Origin of the sequence: Tissierella praeacuta, from assembly GCF_040396155.1 — a bacterium.
GTDB lineage: Bacteria > Bacillota > Clostridia > Tissierellales > Tissierellaceae > Tissierella > Tissierella praeacuta_A.
On record NZ_JBEBOY010000024.1, the window covers coordinates 30075 to 44031 of the forward strand.

The following is a 13957-nucleotide window of genomic DNA, read 5'->3' on the forward strand; positions in this document are numbered from 1 at the left end:
TGTCAAAGCCATTCTGTTTTTTATACTTCCTATATTAAAATCTTAAATAGTTATCTCAAAAACACTTCTATCTTCTTCTGATCTAACTACTATATTGCCTCCCTGCAATCTTATATACCCAAGGCTAAGAGAAAGTCCTATTCCACTTTGACCTTTATCTCCTTTATAAAATCTATCAAAAATATGGTTTATTTCATCTTTTTTTAAGCCAACTCCATCATTTGATATACAAATTTTTGCTTTGGATTCTCTGTTTTGGGTTAAATCTATTTTTATCTTAGTTAAAGCATAGCGGATACTATTGGTTAAAATATTGGAAATTGCTGAAAATAGCATCCCTTCATCACAACGTCTCATAATGGAGTTTGGCATATTGACTTCAATTTTTATATTTTTCTGTAGTGCAATAGGCTCTACAATACTCATAGCATCATAGATGATCTCACGTATATTTGCCTGCTCTATACTTGGACTCATCACACCACTATCCAATTTACTAAGCTCTAAAATATCTCCGATGAGCTTTGTCATCCTATCCACTTCTTTATTGATTATTTGATATGCTGCTTCTATTTCAACATAGCCATTTCTTATTCCATCTGCATTTCCTTGAATTGCCATAAGTGGCGTCTTTAGTTCATGAGATGCGTTGGCAAAAAATTGTTTAAGCCTATCATCTTTTTCATCAAGTACATTACCAAAATGTCTTCCTGCTAAAAATAACAACACTGTTATAAATCCAAGGGCAACTATTAGGATCTCAACTGTCTGTTTAACTAAATCCTCTGAAAAAGTAACATCTGTGTAGATTAAAAGTGGATTTTCTTTGGCATTTCCATTGTTTTCTGCTGGGATAAAAAATATTTTACTTCTATACATTTCAAATTTACTTATTTCATCATCAGGTATCCAGTCTATATTATCTAAATAGTAATGGATCAATTTACTCTCTGTCTTGGTGGATATACCTTCATTAGCATAATCAGCATATATGGTATAGGCCTCTGGCAATTTCCCGTCTACATATCTTCCCTCTTTTTCAGCATGTTCTATTGCAAGAACTGCACTTGTTTGAATGTTTTTCATCTGTACTAAATAGAATAGCCCTATTAAAAATAAACCCGATAAAAAAGCTATTATGGTAAATTTATATAGTATTTTTCTATTTTCTGATTTTATCCTTATACCATTTTTTGTGATTTTCATATCTCTACACTCATATCTGTTAATTTAAAGCCATACCCCCATATTGTCTCAACATATACATCTGCACCTGCTCTGGTCAATTTTTTTCTAAGCCTTCTATTTGTTTCATCCGCAACTCGTGTTTCCACCTCATAGTTCATATCCCAGATAACATCCAAGATTTTACCTTTGCCTACTGCTTCATCATAATGTTCCATCAAATAGACCAAGAATTTTAACTCTGTTGGTGTTAAATTTACTATCTCGTCGTTTACTTTAACCTCATGTCTTAATTCAGAATAATATAAATTCCCACATCTCAATTCCTTATCTGTCTTTATAGCTCCTGTCTGTATCTCTTTTTCAAATCTTACTCGTCTAAGTAGCGCATTTATTTTTGCCAAAAGTATAATTGGTTTAAAGGGTTTTGTTATATAGTCATCACTTCCAAGGGAAAGTCCACTATAGTAATCACTATCTGTATCTTTTGCTGTCAACAATATTATTGGAACTTTGGATACCTTTCGTATTTCTGTCAATATGCCAATACCATCTGTTCCTGGCATCATAATATCTAGCAACACTAAATCACATGGCTTTTCTATAAATTTAGCAAAAAGTTTATCTCCATCTTGAAATGTTTTTACTTCATATCCTTCATTCTTTAAAAAAGATGTAACCACATCCCTTATTTCTTTTTCATCGTCTGCAAAATAAATTGTTGACATATAATCCCTCCTTTTAATCCATTCCTTAAGGTCTATTTTATTGTATAATTTTTTATTTTTAAAAAACTTGTAAACTTGCCACAACTTTGCCACAAAAATGCAACAACTGTAATTTATAAAATACCCTCTTAAGAAACTATAACACCATATTATAAATTAAATTTTATAGGTATTTCTATTAAAAATCTACCCCCTTTAACCATCTACTGTAGTAAGAACATGTAGCTTGAAACCATAAGAGGTTTCTTTTTTAGGAACTCAGTATTTTGTAAGAAAAGCCTAACGTAATTACCTAATCTGAAACGGGTTGCCACTAAATTGGGTATATTTTTTCCTACCATAGTCCAGTAAAGAGCAGACCTCCCCCAAACAGGAACCCCTGCTTTTTTGCTTTGTTTCGATGATTCCGAAATCAAGAAATATAAATGGTATCAACTGACAGATAATATTTATGGTACTATTCACTTTTTTATAATTAGGTGCAGTCTGTATTAACCAACACATAAAAAAGTCTCGCCAAGCCTACATTTTTTGGTATGCATGAGAAAGAGCCGATGACCATGAATTTTCTCAATGGTTATCGGCTCTGCGTCTTAGCGTCTCGCTCTTTGATAACTGTATTTCTTTGCGGTTCTTTTTTACTAACTTTTCCTCTTTTCTGCGTATTCATTTTTCAGAATTGCCATATGGATGATATCGTGCCATTGCCCACCACGAAAAATGCTTTCCCGTAGTTTTCCTTCCCATTGAAATCCTAATTTCTCGTATAGTTTTATTGCTCTATCATTAAAAGAAAAAACCCTTAAGAATATTCTGTGTAAATTCATTTCTAAAAAGCCGAAATCAAGAAGTAATTTCATTGCCTCCGCTCCATACCCTTTCCCCCATGCTTCTTTATCTCCAATGTCAATAATACATTCTGCATTGCGATTCTTATAATCAATATTAATCAAAGAAGTAACTCCAATTGGTTTCTTAGATTCTTTCTCGACTATAATATAGCTCTTGGAAAAATGTGATCCTAATATCACATGTGTAACAAATTCTTCTGTTTCTTTAATATTATAAATATCTAAAAGAGGGGCAGTAGACTGCATAACCTCTATATCATTTCTCCATTGATGATATAATTCTGTGTCTTCTAATGTCATCTTACGTAAAATGATTCTACCTGATTCAAATAGCATACGAACATTCCTTTCATTGATTTATTTTTATTCTTTTACTGTTTCAGGTCTAAGTATCGCCCTTAGAGAGTGCTTGAATGCAGCTAGCTGATCGTCGATTTTAGTTTCTTTTGCGCCAATACTAAGCGAATTAAACGTCAACCCGTCAATAAATGAAATCATATATAGAGCTATACTTTCAGGTGTAAGAACAGGATCGAATTCATTTTGTACTAGCCCCATATTAATAAACTTCTCAATTGCATTTTTCAATTTAATATATCTTTTCGTGATATAATGCACTAATTCTTTGTTCTCAATAGAGTCTAACCGTAAAAAAAACTCTGATTTTGCACGTACAAGCGAATCTTTAACATTTTCGATTTCTGTTTGCTGTAATTGTAAAAATTCATCCAGTTGAGTCCATAATGATATCCCTTTAACCGGTTCTATAAAAACTTTGGAATCCTTCTTATCATCAAGCTTCAGAACTTCTACAAATACATGTTCTATATTATCAAAGTAAGCGTAGACACCTCCCCTTGACATTTTAGCTTCTTCAATTACATCTTGCATTGTAGCTTTATTATATCCGCACATAATAAAAACACGTTTTGCTGCTTGGAGTATTTCCTCTTTTCTGTTTTGTTTATACGTATCTCCAACTCTAGGTGACATTTAATCTCTCTCCTTTTAAAATAGACACGCATGTCTATTTTGATTATAAGCGACAATAATGTCTAAGTCAAGCTATAATTTTAATATGATTTTGTTTAAGCGAATTACCTAAACATGCAATTAAAGGGACTGGAAAGCGGATTGAACATCAGCATTGCTATAAAAGATCGAAAGACTGCTTCTCTGGCTGCTAAACAGTTCTTGGAGTATCTAAAATAAGGACAAACCAAAGGTTTTCTCAGCTAAATTGTTATAACTACGCCTCAATGTATATTGTCCTTAATGTTGCCTCAACTCTACAAATTAGATTTGGATGGGCTGAGCTAACATAATCTCTATGGTAATCAGAAATTATAGTTCAACATCTACTTTGTATTCATCATCAATCAGAATATAGTCGCATCTATATTTTTTACACATCTTTAAATTAGAATCATTTTCCTTTATCAGCATTTCTGGCCTTAAAAATGAATCATAAAGGCGACCCTCTATTACATTTTCATATCCTATAATATCTGAAAAGTGATTATCAATGTATTTTTTTGTCATTACCAGACAATAATACCGAATGTGTTTAAGATATTTATCGCTAAAATCATCCTTCCAGTTGAAGGGAATATAGCACCCCTCAACAACTAAATTTTGATCGTTTTCTATTGCAGTCTTTACCATTTCTCTTACAATTGGCCATAAATAATTTGTTAATAGGCCATCATCTTCTGGAGTAAGGGTAGTCTGTCCACTACGAATTAAACCCATTTTCAAATGGTCTATAGATAGATATGGATAACCGTATTTTTTAAGTAACTTCTGGGCTAAAAGTGTTTTTCCAGTATGTGAACTACCAGCAATTAGAATTATCATTAAAAATTCACCCCCTAATGTAGGTTATATAAATAGTCCATACTTTAAATTACTAGTTATTAAACATCTTCAGAGTCAATTACTTTATATCCAGCATAAATAAGAGCCTTGGTAAACAGTCCTCGACCATTAATCAAATGTAGCTATATTAACCTCACATGGTTATCTCTTAGTTTTTAAAAATGGCAGGCGAAAACCTGCTGTTTCAGACTGTAGACAAACTAATTTCTCTGTTTTTAATATACAAAAACAGAATATTTATGAAAACTAAAAGCACGAAGAGTTTTCGTGCTTTTAAAAGTTACCTTGTTAAATCCAAATTATCTATGTTATCAAGCAAACTTTCAATGGACTTGTTCATAAAGGCAACAAGTGAAGTTATCTCAGCTTCTAAATCACTCCAGCAATCATCACATTCACCTAAATAGGCTTTTCGAGCTATTTCAAGTAGTACAGCAAGATTTTGTGAATGTCCACATCACTGTTAATGTGCAGACCTCCAAGTATAGCTGAACCATATAGATAAATTCCTTCCTTCATCCTCAAAATTTCTTGTTTATATTGTCATAAATCATCTTCCATCTTCTTCCGTTTCTCGATAAAAACCATCTGTAGAACATGTCTTCACTTCGTCAAAGGCAAATCTGGCCTGAGATACAGCTGTTTCTACAGTCTGTATCCCTTTTCTTGATACTGCAATCTCTCTGGAAGGCGGTAGATAATGGTAAGGAAATCCCCTCGTCCTTAAAGCTAATATTTGAACCATAAATTCATTCTCGGGAATATCCACTCAAATTCTGATTTGCTTAATTATATCAAACTTTTGCACTAAAATATAGTAGTGATATTTATGACCTTAATATATACTACCTATGGTTATCCAACTTTGTCTACAGTCTGAAGCCATACATTTCTGTGTGGCTTCGGAATTAAAATTTACTTTTATATAATTCCATGGTATAATATATGCTAAATTACACAGAACGGGGTGGAAATATGGAACTGGCAGTTAAGGTAGCTCCTAAATGTTAAATCTAATTTTAATTTTAGGAGGATAATCATGAAATTTAATAAAATAAACATGGAACAGTGGGATCGCAGAGAGCATTTTGAACATTATTTTAAACACGTAAAATGCGGATTTAGTATTACAAAGAATATTGATATCACAAAGCTTCTGACCATGAGCAAGGCAAAGGAATTTACTTTTTATCCCCTTGTTCTGTATATGGCCTCAGTTGGGGTAAATGCTCAAGTGGAATTGAGAACTTATGTCAATGAAGCTGGAGAAGTTGGGTACTGGGAACAAGTCCACCCATCGTATACGATTTTTCATAAGGATACACATACCTTTTCGGAGCTTTGGACGGAATATTCGAAAGAATTCAAGGTGTTTTATCAAAATTATGAGGCAGATATGCACTTGCACACCAATGATCACAGCCTCTTACCTAAAAAGGATTGCCCGCTCAACAACTTTCCTGTATCTTGCATTCCGTGGAGTAGTTTTTCTGGATTCAATTTGGACTTATTCGGAGACAGTCAATTTCTCTCGCAAATCATAACCTTTGGTAAATACTTTGAGGAGGGAGATACTGTACAAATACCAGTTTCCGTACAAATCCATCATGCAGCTGCAGATGGTTACCATGTTTCTCAGTTTCTTGTTGAGCTACAAAAACTCGCATTAACAGCAGAAGAATGGTTGTTGTAAACCATTTCTATTACATTATATATTTTTAATCGTATTTCATATAAAAAAGGAAGCATATCATAATAGTTTCTGCTTCCTTTTTTATTTCCTCTACTTCGCTAACATTTTCATCATCTATAAGCGAAAGACAGGATTTTCCCGCAGGTTACAAACACAGCAAAATGCATTGCCGTAGATGAAATGTTAGGTGTTGAATTTAACCGTAGGCTGGTCATGCAGCAATGCAGATATCATAACACTCTAAGGGATTTTAGAAGCCAGATGTAGCCTTTTGCGCCTTGAACATAGATATATTTTTCCTGAAAACCATCAATCTCATCAATGATTTCGAGGTATTACTGCAGAATCTATTTCTCAGATTCTTTAAAACCTGAAGCTGATTGATTTATATAAACCTGTGTATGTTTTATTGACAAAATCCACTTTAATATATATACTTGTGTCGTAGGAGGTGCTGGAATGAAAGAATGTTTATATACTAGAAACATTGAAAATAATAAACATTTCATTTCTGTTTTCGATAAATAAATTTCTATCAATGGATAACTATATATTATAAGCAATATATAGCGGTAGAAATTATTTTATCCCAATACAGAAAGGATTTTATAAAATGAATAATAATGTAGTTAGTAGATTAGATTCTTCAGAAGTAAGTAGAGCAGTAGGTAATTATACTCACATAACAAAAATAGAGCCTAATGCAACATTTTACACATTTTCTGGTCAGGTTGGAGCGGATTTAGATGGTAATTTTCCTGAAGAATTCAATAAACAAGTTAACAATACATTTTTAAATATATCAAATCTATTAAAGAGTATAGATTTAATACCGGATAATGTTATTAAGGTTAATATATGGTCAACAGAAAAAATTGACTGGGATTACTTTTATAAAGTATATGATGATTTTTTTGGTAAGCTCTCCCCTTCAATGACTGTTGCTTATGTAAATGCCTTAGGGTTAGAAGAGATAAAATTAGAAATTGAAATATGGGCAGCAAAATAATTTTGTCCCATACTCCTAGATAAAAATATCTTATTATAATCATGACCACCCGTAAATGAAGTGCACCCCAAAAGTTAGACAAGAATTTTAACTTTTGGAGTGGACTGAACCCCTTTTAGTAGACGTATAGATTAGTAGATTTAGTCAATACTTTTATTAAGAGGGGTACTTTATGTCTAGAAAAAAATATAGTAATGAATTTAAAAGTTCAAGAACAACTAATAAAAGATAATATTCTTATGCAAAATTTCTCTGCTGATATGAAAAATAAAACTTGGGTTGGTGACATAACATATATTCCTACTAAAGAAGGATTTCTATATCTGATGGCTTATATGGAATGAATCACCCAATGAAGGTCTTGTTGTACATACAGATAAGGGATCTCAGTTCATTGGCAAGAGGTACCAGATCGAGGTTGAAAAACATGGTATTATTCCAAGTATGAGTAATGCTGGAAATCCTTATGACAATGCTATTATGGAGTTCTTTAATAAATCATTAAAAACAGAAATGATGGATAGTAACAAAGTCTTTGCTACACGAGAAGAGGTTAAAAAAGCTGTATTTGAATATATAGAACTTTTTTATAATAGGAAGAGAAGGCACTCTTCTCTTGGATATTTATCTCCTATAGAATATGAAAAACTGAACCTGAACAAATAGACTATTTATCAAGTCTACCTAACCGGGTTCAGTCCAATATTTCATTTATTTACCCTGTCTACTTGACAGGGTGCACTTCAATCATTTAATTGACCTGAAAATTTAGCCTCTTTTAATTTCTATATTTAGTTTTGGATTTATATAAAAAAATGTATCAAGATTTTTTATATAAATCTCAATGCATTTACGGTTTGATTTTTATATATTTACAGGAATCCAGATTTCACTTCCTACAGTTTCAGAAAATCAGTTATCTTCTTATATTATCCATAGTATTAATGGCTATTCAACTGGCACTATTTAGCAATGTCTAAATCTTTTGATATCAGCTAATTACTGCAGTGAACAAAGTTTTACATCCTCTTTGTTCACTTTAATAATGTATATCCAAGGCCAGTTTGGCTTATATCAACACCTATACGATTACAATTCTCTATTACCATTTTACTCTCTCCTTTGGTATAGTATATAACTTGAAAATGCGTACTTTACATAGAATATATCTTAAGATACAATTATACAGGAGTCAAATTTAATAAACTTTTAAAGGTATATCTAGGAGGGTTAATTATGAATAAAGCAACGGTACTTGGTGCAACTGGTAAAACAGGACATTTAGTGTCAAAAGGCTTATCGGATAAAGGATGGAATGTGAATGCTGTTTCTCGTTCAACCTCTATTCGCTTTGATTGGGATGATGAATCCACTTGGAACCCAGCAATTTCAGATTCAAAAGCGGTCTATATTGTTGCAGATGAGCGCCCAGGGGGTGTCGAACGCTTAGCACGTTTCTTAAATCAATGTTCTGCTAAGCAAGTTGAACATATTGTCCTATTATCTGCCCGTGACTGGATTGATACGGACTTACCAGAAGGGCATATGCGTGAAGAATTGGTCCGTCACAGTGGAATGACATGGACGATTTTGCATCCAGCATGGTTTGTGCAAAATTTCCATACTATACCTGCTTTTAGCCAGGGAATCAAAGAAGGAAGACTTATTTCTGCATCTGGGAGTGGAACAGCACCTTTTGTTGATGCTTCAGATATTGCTGCGGTAGCTGTTGCTGCAATTACGGAACCAGGTCATGAAAATAAAATTTATGAAGTCAGTGGACCGCAGTTGTTATCATTAGGTGATGTATCAGAGATTATGGCACGTGAATTGGGCAAACCAATTCAATTAGTTGAAGTAGATTTAACAGAGTATAAACGTTATCTGTCTACTTTAGGTTATGATGAAACAAACGGCTACGGTATGGTCTTTTTTAATAAATCAATGAAACACAATGAAATGAGCTATCTATCTAGTGGAGTGTGGGATGCATTAGGACGCCCAGCTCGTCAATTTCAAGAATATGTTCGTGAATTTGCCGATTTATTACGATAAGTGAATTAAATCAGATACAAACAAAACATAGCTGTCAATTACAACACACCTATAGAAGAAGTCCTATCTATGAGATAATGATATTATCATAAATAGGGCTTCTTCTATTTCTTGGTATTAAATAATATTTTACTTTCCATCTTCAACATATTCATTTAATGGCTTTACAAAGTATCTCACTGGTGGTAATTCATTACCTGTTATAAATCCTGCCGGAGCATTGATTACATCAACAATTCTATGAATCATCAGGAAACAAATCATTTCCCTATTTTTGATATGTGAATTTGAAATATATACATCTGCTTCACAATATATTACCCAGTCATTTGTGTCAACTTCGTCTTTAGATATAATTCTATCTAAAGTCTTTGAGTAAATATCTCCGTTATAAAGTATAGGTTTGTATATCTGAACTTACTTTTTTACTGTAAGACCTAATTTCGCACATAACCAGCTATTAACATTCCACATAGGTACCGGCTTAAACTCTCCTCTTTCTATTAAATTCTTAAGCTCTTCTTCATTCAGTCTGTTGGGAACGGCAATTTCCTTTTCAAATTTTTCCTGTGAATATCCAGCTCCATGATGTTCAGCAAGGGCTATTCCATAATCCTCTACATTATAGCTGGCACTTCCTATAATTTTAGTGATCTTATGAGCACTTTCTGCTGTAGCCGCCACCAAATGGCAATAAGATAAATCAACCCATTAATGTACAATTATTTTTCTTAGCCAACTCATCCAATTTTTTAGTGATATTTGGTGAAGAACTCCATGGATACAGTGCTTCATCACATGTGGTTACTACGTTTACACCATTTTCAAAAACATAACTCATTGGTTTTACTGTATCTTCTGATATATCCCATAGTATTTCATCAGAAGTCAAAAGAAATATGACGGCAATGTATCTTGGAGATATATCATAAATATCAAGGTCTTGTTCATAAATCACACGATAGAATCTTTCCTTATGATTAAGATTTAAAAATATTTCTCCTTTAAAGTTGTTTGTGAGAAGTTTTAGCCTATTTTTCAATGAATGATTTTTTATTTTTCCAAAGCAGTATCTGATCAAATCCTTATATTCCATTTCATAAACATTTAGCTTTTCATCAAAAAAATACCTTCACAAGTAGCACATCCATTCCTGACATTAACCACATTGCAATTACAGTCTTTAACACCTCCTTCACAATTAAAATAGTTGTTAATGATTATGCCGCTTCTCCTTGGTTCAAAATTAGGCACTAGCATCATCAATTGTTCTATCCCTTCCAGTGATGTATCATACATAAATAATTTTGACATTGTTCTAAATCCTTTCGAATTTATTTTTGGATACCAAAAAGAGGCTAAGTCTATTTGGTCTTTAAACTGACCTGCAAACTTAACCCCTCTTATTTTCTCTATTTAGTTTTCAGAACAACACACTAAGGAATTTTATATCTTAGTACATTTATAGTTCACCTTTATTTAATTTATATATATAATATTTGACCTGTTTCTAATGTGTAAGATGAACAAAATATTAAATGATGTATAACTATTGGGTATTATTTATTTTTGTTTCTTATTGTTTTTTATATATTCTAATTTCTCCAAAAGTTCCTTTTTAATCTCTTGAGTTAAGTATCTTGTCGGAACAATATGTGCAGTAAATCCACTTAAATAAATGAGTATCATATCATCATAGATTTTTATATCTTTTATACCTTCTTTTGATGTTATTTCAGTAGAGTGTTCATTAATAACTTTTATATCATTTTCTTCTATTATCATGGTATTTTGGCATATCATAGATGAATTATCTCCATCTTTAAGCATATCTTTAGCAGATTTTTTTATTAACTTTTCATATGTCTTAGGAAACCTTATTATCCATATTATCATAAATAATATTGCAATAATACCCCAATAAAGTTTAGGTTGTTTATGTAAACTAGGACCTGTAAAAAATATCACTACTCCACATAAAATAGGAATCCAATATTTCAACATATTATATGTCTTTTTATGAGATCTTGAATTCTTAGCATGATATATATTGAATTTTATATAATCCTCTTCTGTTACCTCGTACTTTAGCTCCATAATATTCCTCCATCTTTCTGCGTATTAATAAGAATATTTTTATATCTATAACTTCAATATCATTGAATATTCTTTATTTGCTTTTTCTTCTTTAACTTTAAAGCTATGCTTCTTATATAGATTTATAGCCTTTAAATTTTTAGAATAAACGTTAATTTAAAATCGAATAGCCTTCTTTACATCTTTCGAGCAAAATCAGCATTGCAGTTTTCAATAAAAAACCCCTTTCATTTGTTCTTACTCTATCAACGAATGAAAGGAGCCTTTTGTGACACTTAATTTAAATATATTTATTTTTTATCTATTATACTCTCTGCCATCTTTAACAACTCATTTTTATCGTATTCTGAAATGATTGTATATGTATAATTATCATCATACCAATATATTTGGTTTACATTTTTATTGGTAAAATAAATAATTTTTTGTTCTCCTATAAACTTCTCTTCTACTTCTATTCCTTCTGTATCAGTTATAATAGCATTCACCATAATCTTAGCTTGTTCAAACATAATTTCAATGCCATTACCATTTTCCCAATAAGCAAATTGTTCATAAGAGTTAATTTCATGCTCTACAATTTTAAAATCATCTGGGATAAACGTTGGATTTATTGGTATCAATTTTACATCATCTATATTCTCTTTATTCTTAAAAATTATTGATGTGAATTCTTCCCACACTTCTTTAATTACTTCAAAAAATTTAGTCCTATATGCTTCCACACTCATTGTTGTAGTAAATACTATAGATATGATTACTAAAAATATAATTGCAACTCTTTTACCATGATTTACGAAAGATTTCATGAAGGGAGATCTCTTTTGTTGTTGTATCAATTTATTCATCTTTCTTTGAAATCTCTTTGAGAAGTTATAAGATAATTCTTCTTCCTTAGGCAAACTGTCAAGCATTATATTTTCTGCACTTTTAACATATGTATATAGAAAATCATCATCAATTACATATTTACTCATAAGCCTTCTCACTCCCTTCTTCTAATATTTTTTCTAGTCTTTTTCTCCCTCTCACTAACCTTTGTCTTACATTTTCTTCAGATATACTCAAAATCTCTGAAACTTCTTTATTATTGTATCCTTGAGAATATTTTAATCTTAAAACAGCGGAGTAATTTATAGGAAGTTTTAATATAGCTTCTTCTATATCATTTGTTATTAAATTACTCTTACTTTTTATATCTTCTATATAAATCGCCACCTCTTCAAAAGATATACTATCTTCACGTTTTCGTTTACGATAAAAATCAATTGCTATATTCTCTACTATAACAACGATGAATCTTTTGGTTTTGTGACAATCAATTTTACCTACTTTAGATAAATTATCAACAATTCTTAAAAATGCCTGATGAACAACATCCTCTGATAAATATTTATCTTTAAGTATCCTATTGGCAACATAAAACATTGTTTGTTTATATGTGATATATAGCTGCTCAAATTTACTTTTATCCTCTTCTAACTCAATCATAGATAAATAAATCAGCATAAGATTCACCCCCATTTTTAACCCTAGTTTTTCTATCCCTACTTTATTTATCACCCAAATTATCCAATGTCATCTATAAATCACTCTATTTTTAAGGGCCAAAAAATGGTATTTTTTCACCGATTTTCGTCCTCCAACCGCTATATGTTGTGGTTAAATCCTATCATTTCTCCTTCAAACCACAATACCTCATCATTATTATACTCTCAACGCGCCTTTTCTTCCACTTGATATACTCCTTAACATCAGTCCGTACGCTCAATAACATAGCTTTTACCTACAGCACCTATAAGTATTTTGTAACCTACACCTGTATGTCGATCGCGGAAGACCTACTTCCATCTCTCAGAAAGCATTGCTTTCAGTTACAATAATTCTTTTCGTATCCTTTAGCATTCAGGACACACTATGAGCTAAACTATTCATATCCATTTTGGATACCTCCTATGTATTTTGTGGTTGGCAAACCTACAATTATTATATCATAGGCGATTTTTTACTTGAAGCTAAAGCTAACTGAGGACACACCAGCGCAGCCAGTAATTTATTTTTATGTTCATACAATAATTCCATAACATTCCAATACAATTGAAAAGTTATGGCATTATATTATCTTATTTTTATTTTAAATACATTTTCTTTATTACCAACAAATACTATGAAACCATTCTCTGGTAATCTACTCTTATCTTCTTCCATCACAGAATTTAATATTATACATTGTCCATTTTCATCATACACTGCAAAATTTCCATCCTTTGGTGATTCAACCTCAATCATTTTATTTTTACTTTTTTCGTCTATCTTAAACCATTCTGCATATCCATTTTCTTTTATTTCCACTAAATCTATATCATTTCCTATAGGCTCTATGAAATCTTCTTTGATAAAAGTCATATTGGACTTGTGTCAATAGCTTAGACACAAAAAGTTTAACTTTCTATGCCGCCAC

17 protein-coding genes are annotated in these 13957 nt (G+C 31.6%); 4 read left to right on the plus strand and 13 right to left on the minus strand.

Annotated features, from left to right (window positions below; genetic code table 11):
- Nucleotides 1–42: 42 nt before the first annotated feature.
- The 6 genes from ABWP20_RS11975 to ABWP20_RS12000 form a co-directional block, all read right to left on the minus strand.
- Nucleotides 43–1206, minus strand: coding sequence for a sensor histidine kinase (locus tag ABWP20_RS11975; protein ID WP_353096044.1), 1164 nt, complete (start codon nucleotides 1204–1206; stop codon nucleotides 43–45).
- Nucleotides 1203–1913, minus strand: a complete 711-nt coding sequence (locus ABWP20_RS11980) for a response regulator transcription factor (RefSeq protein WP_353096045.1) — start codon at nucleotides 1911–1913, stop codon at nucleotides 1203–1205. Before ABWP20_RS11980 ends, ABWP20_RS11975 begins: the two co-directional genes overlap by 4 nt.
- A 641-nt stretch (nucleotides 1914–2554) precedes the next feature.
- Nucleotides 2555–3100, minus strand: a complete 546-nt coding sequence (locus tag ABWP20_RS11985) for a GNAT family N-acetyltransferase (protein ID WP_353096046.1) — start codon at nucleotides 3098–3100, stop codon at nucleotides 2555–2557.
- Between the two features lie 27 nt (nucleotides 3101–3127).
- Nucleotides 3128–3757 carry a TetR/AcrR family transcriptional regulator gene (locus ABWP20_RS11990; RefSeq protein WP_353096047.1) on the minus strand — a complete coding sequence of 210 codons (630 nt, stop codon included), beginning with the start codon at nucleotides 3755–3757 and terminating at the stop codon, nucleotides 3128–3130.
- Between the two features lie 351 nt (nucleotides 3758–4108).
- On the minus strand, nucleotides 4109–4621 hold the full coding sequence (locus ABWP20_RS11995) for a hypothetical protein (protein WP_353096048.1): 513 nt from the start codon (nucleotides 4619–4621) through the stop codon (nucleotides 4109–4111).
- Nucleotides 4622–5192: 571 nt separating this feature from the next.
- Complete coding sequence (locus tag ABWP20_RS12000; protein ID WP_353096049.1) at nucleotides 5193–5387, minus strand: nucleoside phosphorylase-I family protein; 195 nt, start codon at nucleotides 5385–5387, stop codon at nucleotides 5193–5195.
- Nucleotides 5388–5681: 294 nt separating this feature from the next.
- Here ABWP20_RS12000 and ABWP20_RS12005 point away from each other — a divergent pair, with 294 nt between their 5' ends.
- The 4 genes from ABWP20_RS12005 to ABWP20_RS12020 all read left to right on the plus strand — a co-directional run bounded on the left by ABWP20_RS12005 (nucleotide 5682) and on the right by ABWP20_RS12020 (nucleotide 9399).
- Complete coding sequence (locus ABWP20_RS12005; protein WP_353096050.1) at nucleotides 5682–6335, plus strand: CatA-like O-acetyltransferase; 654 nt, start codon at nucleotides 5682–5684, stop codon at nucleotides 6333–6335.
- Between the two features lie 613 nt (nucleotides 6336–6948).
- Entirely contained in the window at nucleotides 6949–7344 is a 396-nt protein-coding gene (locus ABWP20_RS12010) for a RidA family protein (protein WP_353096051.1), read from the plus strand.
- Nucleotides 7345–7779: 435 nt separating this feature from the next.
- Nucleotides 7780–8010 carry an IS3 family transposase gene (locus tag ABWP20_RS12015; RefSeq protein WP_353096061.1) on the plus strand — a complete coding sequence of 77 codons (231 nt, stop codon included), beginning with the start codon at nucleotides 7780–7782 and terminating at the stop codon, nucleotides 8008–8010.
- A gap of 570 nt (nucleotides 8011–8580) precedes the next feature.
- On the plus strand, nucleotides 8581–9399 hold the full coding sequence (locus tag ABWP20_RS12020) for an NAD(P)H-binding protein (protein ID WP_353096052.1): 819 nt from the start codon (nucleotides 8581–8583) through the stop codon (nucleotides 9397–9399).
- 417 nt (nucleotides 9400–9816) lie between these two features.
- Here the strand turns inward: ABWP20_RS12020 and ABWP20_RS12025 are convergent, their stop codons facing one another.
- The 7 genes from ABWP20_RS12025 to ABWP20_RS12055 form a co-directional block, all read right to left on the minus strand.
- Nucleotides 9817–10083, minus strand: a complete 267-nt coding sequence (locus ABWP20_RS12025; RefSeq protein ID WP_353096053.1) for a hypothetical protein — start codon at nucleotides 10081–10083, stop codon at nucleotides 9817–9819.
- A gap of 19 nt (nucleotides 10084–10102) precedes the next feature.
- Nucleotides 10103–10480 (minus strand): hypothetical protein, encoded by a 378-nt coding sequence (locus tag ABWP20_RS12030; protein ID WP_353096054.1) that lies wholly within the window; start codon nucleotides 10478–10480, stop codon nucleotides 10103–10105.
- Between the two features lie 26 nt (nucleotides 10481–10506).
- Nucleotides 10507–10713, minus strand: coding sequence for a hypothetical protein (locus ABWP20_RS12035; RefSeq protein ID WP_353096055.1), 207 nt, complete (start codon nucleotides 10711–10713; stop codon nucleotides 10507–10509).
- 249 nt (nucleotides 10714–10962) lie between these two features.
- Nucleotides 10963–11496, minus strand: a complete 534-nt coding sequence (locus tag ABWP20_RS12040; RefSeq protein WP_353096056.1) for a YcxB family protein — start codon at nucleotides 11494–11496, stop codon at nucleotides 10963–10965.
- 290 nt (nucleotides 11497–11786) lie between these two features.
- On the minus strand, nucleotides 11787–12473 hold the full coding sequence (locus ABWP20_RS12045) for a DUF4367 domain-containing protein (RefSeq protein ID WP_353096057.1): 687 nt from the start codon (nucleotides 12471–12473) through the stop codon (nucleotides 11787–11789).
- Nucleotides 12466–13005 (minus strand): RNA polymerase sigma factor, encoded by a 540-nt coding sequence (locus tag ABWP20_RS12050; RefSeq protein ID WP_353096058.1) that lies wholly within the window; start codon nucleotides 13003–13005, stop codon nucleotides 12466–12468. The genes ABWP20_RS12045 and ABWP20_RS12050 overlap by 8 nt, the downstream gene beginning before the upstream one ends.
- Before the next feature lie 609 nt (nucleotides 13006–13614).
- Nucleotides 13615–13902 (minus strand): hypothetical protein, encoded by a 288-nt coding sequence (locus ABWP20_RS12055; protein ID WP_353096059.1) that lies wholly within the window; start codon nucleotides 13900–13902, stop codon nucleotides 13615–13617.
- Nucleotides 13903–13957 lie beyond the last annotated feature (55 nt).

Bases quoted from the DNA above. Each gene is read 5' to 3' on its own strand.
- ABWP20_RS12035 (WP_353096055.1), bottom strand. From the start codon at position 10,713: ATGTCAAAATTATTTATGTATGATACATCACTGGAAGGGATAGAACAA.
- ABWP20_RS12000 (WP_353096049.1), bottom strand. From the start codon at position 5,387: ATGGTTCAAATATTAGCTTTAAGGACGAGGGGATTTCCTTACCATTAT.
- ABWP20_RS11995 (WP_353096048.1), bottom strand. From the start codon at position 4,621: ATGATAATTCTAATTGCTGGTAGTTCACATACTGGAAAAACACTTTTA.
- ABWP20_RS12010 (WP_353096051.1), top strand. From the start codon at position 6,949: ATGAATAATAATGTAGTTAGTAGATTAGATTCTTCAGAAGTAAGTAGA.
- ABWP20_RS12020 (WP_353096052.1), top strand. From the start codon at position 8,581: ATGAATAAAGCAACGGTACTTGGTGCAACTGGTAAAACAGGACATTTA.
- ABWP20_RS12040 (WP_353096056.1), bottom strand. From the start codon at position 11,496: ATGGAGCTAAAGTACGAGGTAACAGAAGAGGATTATATAAAATTCAAT.
- ABWP20_RS12055 (WP_353096059.1), bottom strand. From the start codon at position 13,902: ATGACTTTTATCAAAGAAGATTTCATAGAGCCTATAGGAAATGATATA.
- ABWP20_RS12045 (WP_353096057.1), bottom strand. From the start codon at position 12,473: ATGAGTAAATATGTAATTGATGATGATTTTCTATATACATATGTTAAA.
- ABWP20_RS11985 (WP_353096046.1), bottom strand. From the start codon at position 3,100: ATGCTATTTGAATCAGGTAGAATCATTTTACGTAAGATGACATTAGAA.
- ABWP20_RS11975 (WP_353096044.1), bottom strand. From the start codon at position 1,206: ATGAAAATCACAAAAAATGGTATAAGGATAAAATCAGAAAATAGAAAA.
- ABWP20_RS12005 (WP_353096050.1), top strand. From the start codon at position 5,682: ATGAAATTTAATAAAATAAACATGGAACAGTGGGATCGCAGAGAGCAT.
- ABWP20_RS11990 (WP_353096047.1), bottom strand. From the start codon at position 3,757: ATGTCACCTAGAGTTGGAGATACGTATAAACAAAACAGAAAAGAGGAA.
- ABWP20_RS12050 (WP_353096058.1), bottom strand. From the start codon at position 13,005: ATGCTGATTTATTTATCTATGATTGAGTTAGAAGAGGATAAAAGTAAA.
- ABWP20_RS11980 (WP_353096045.1), bottom strand. From the start codon at position 1,913: ATGTCAACAATTTATTTTGCAGACGATGAAAAAGAAATAAGGGATGTG.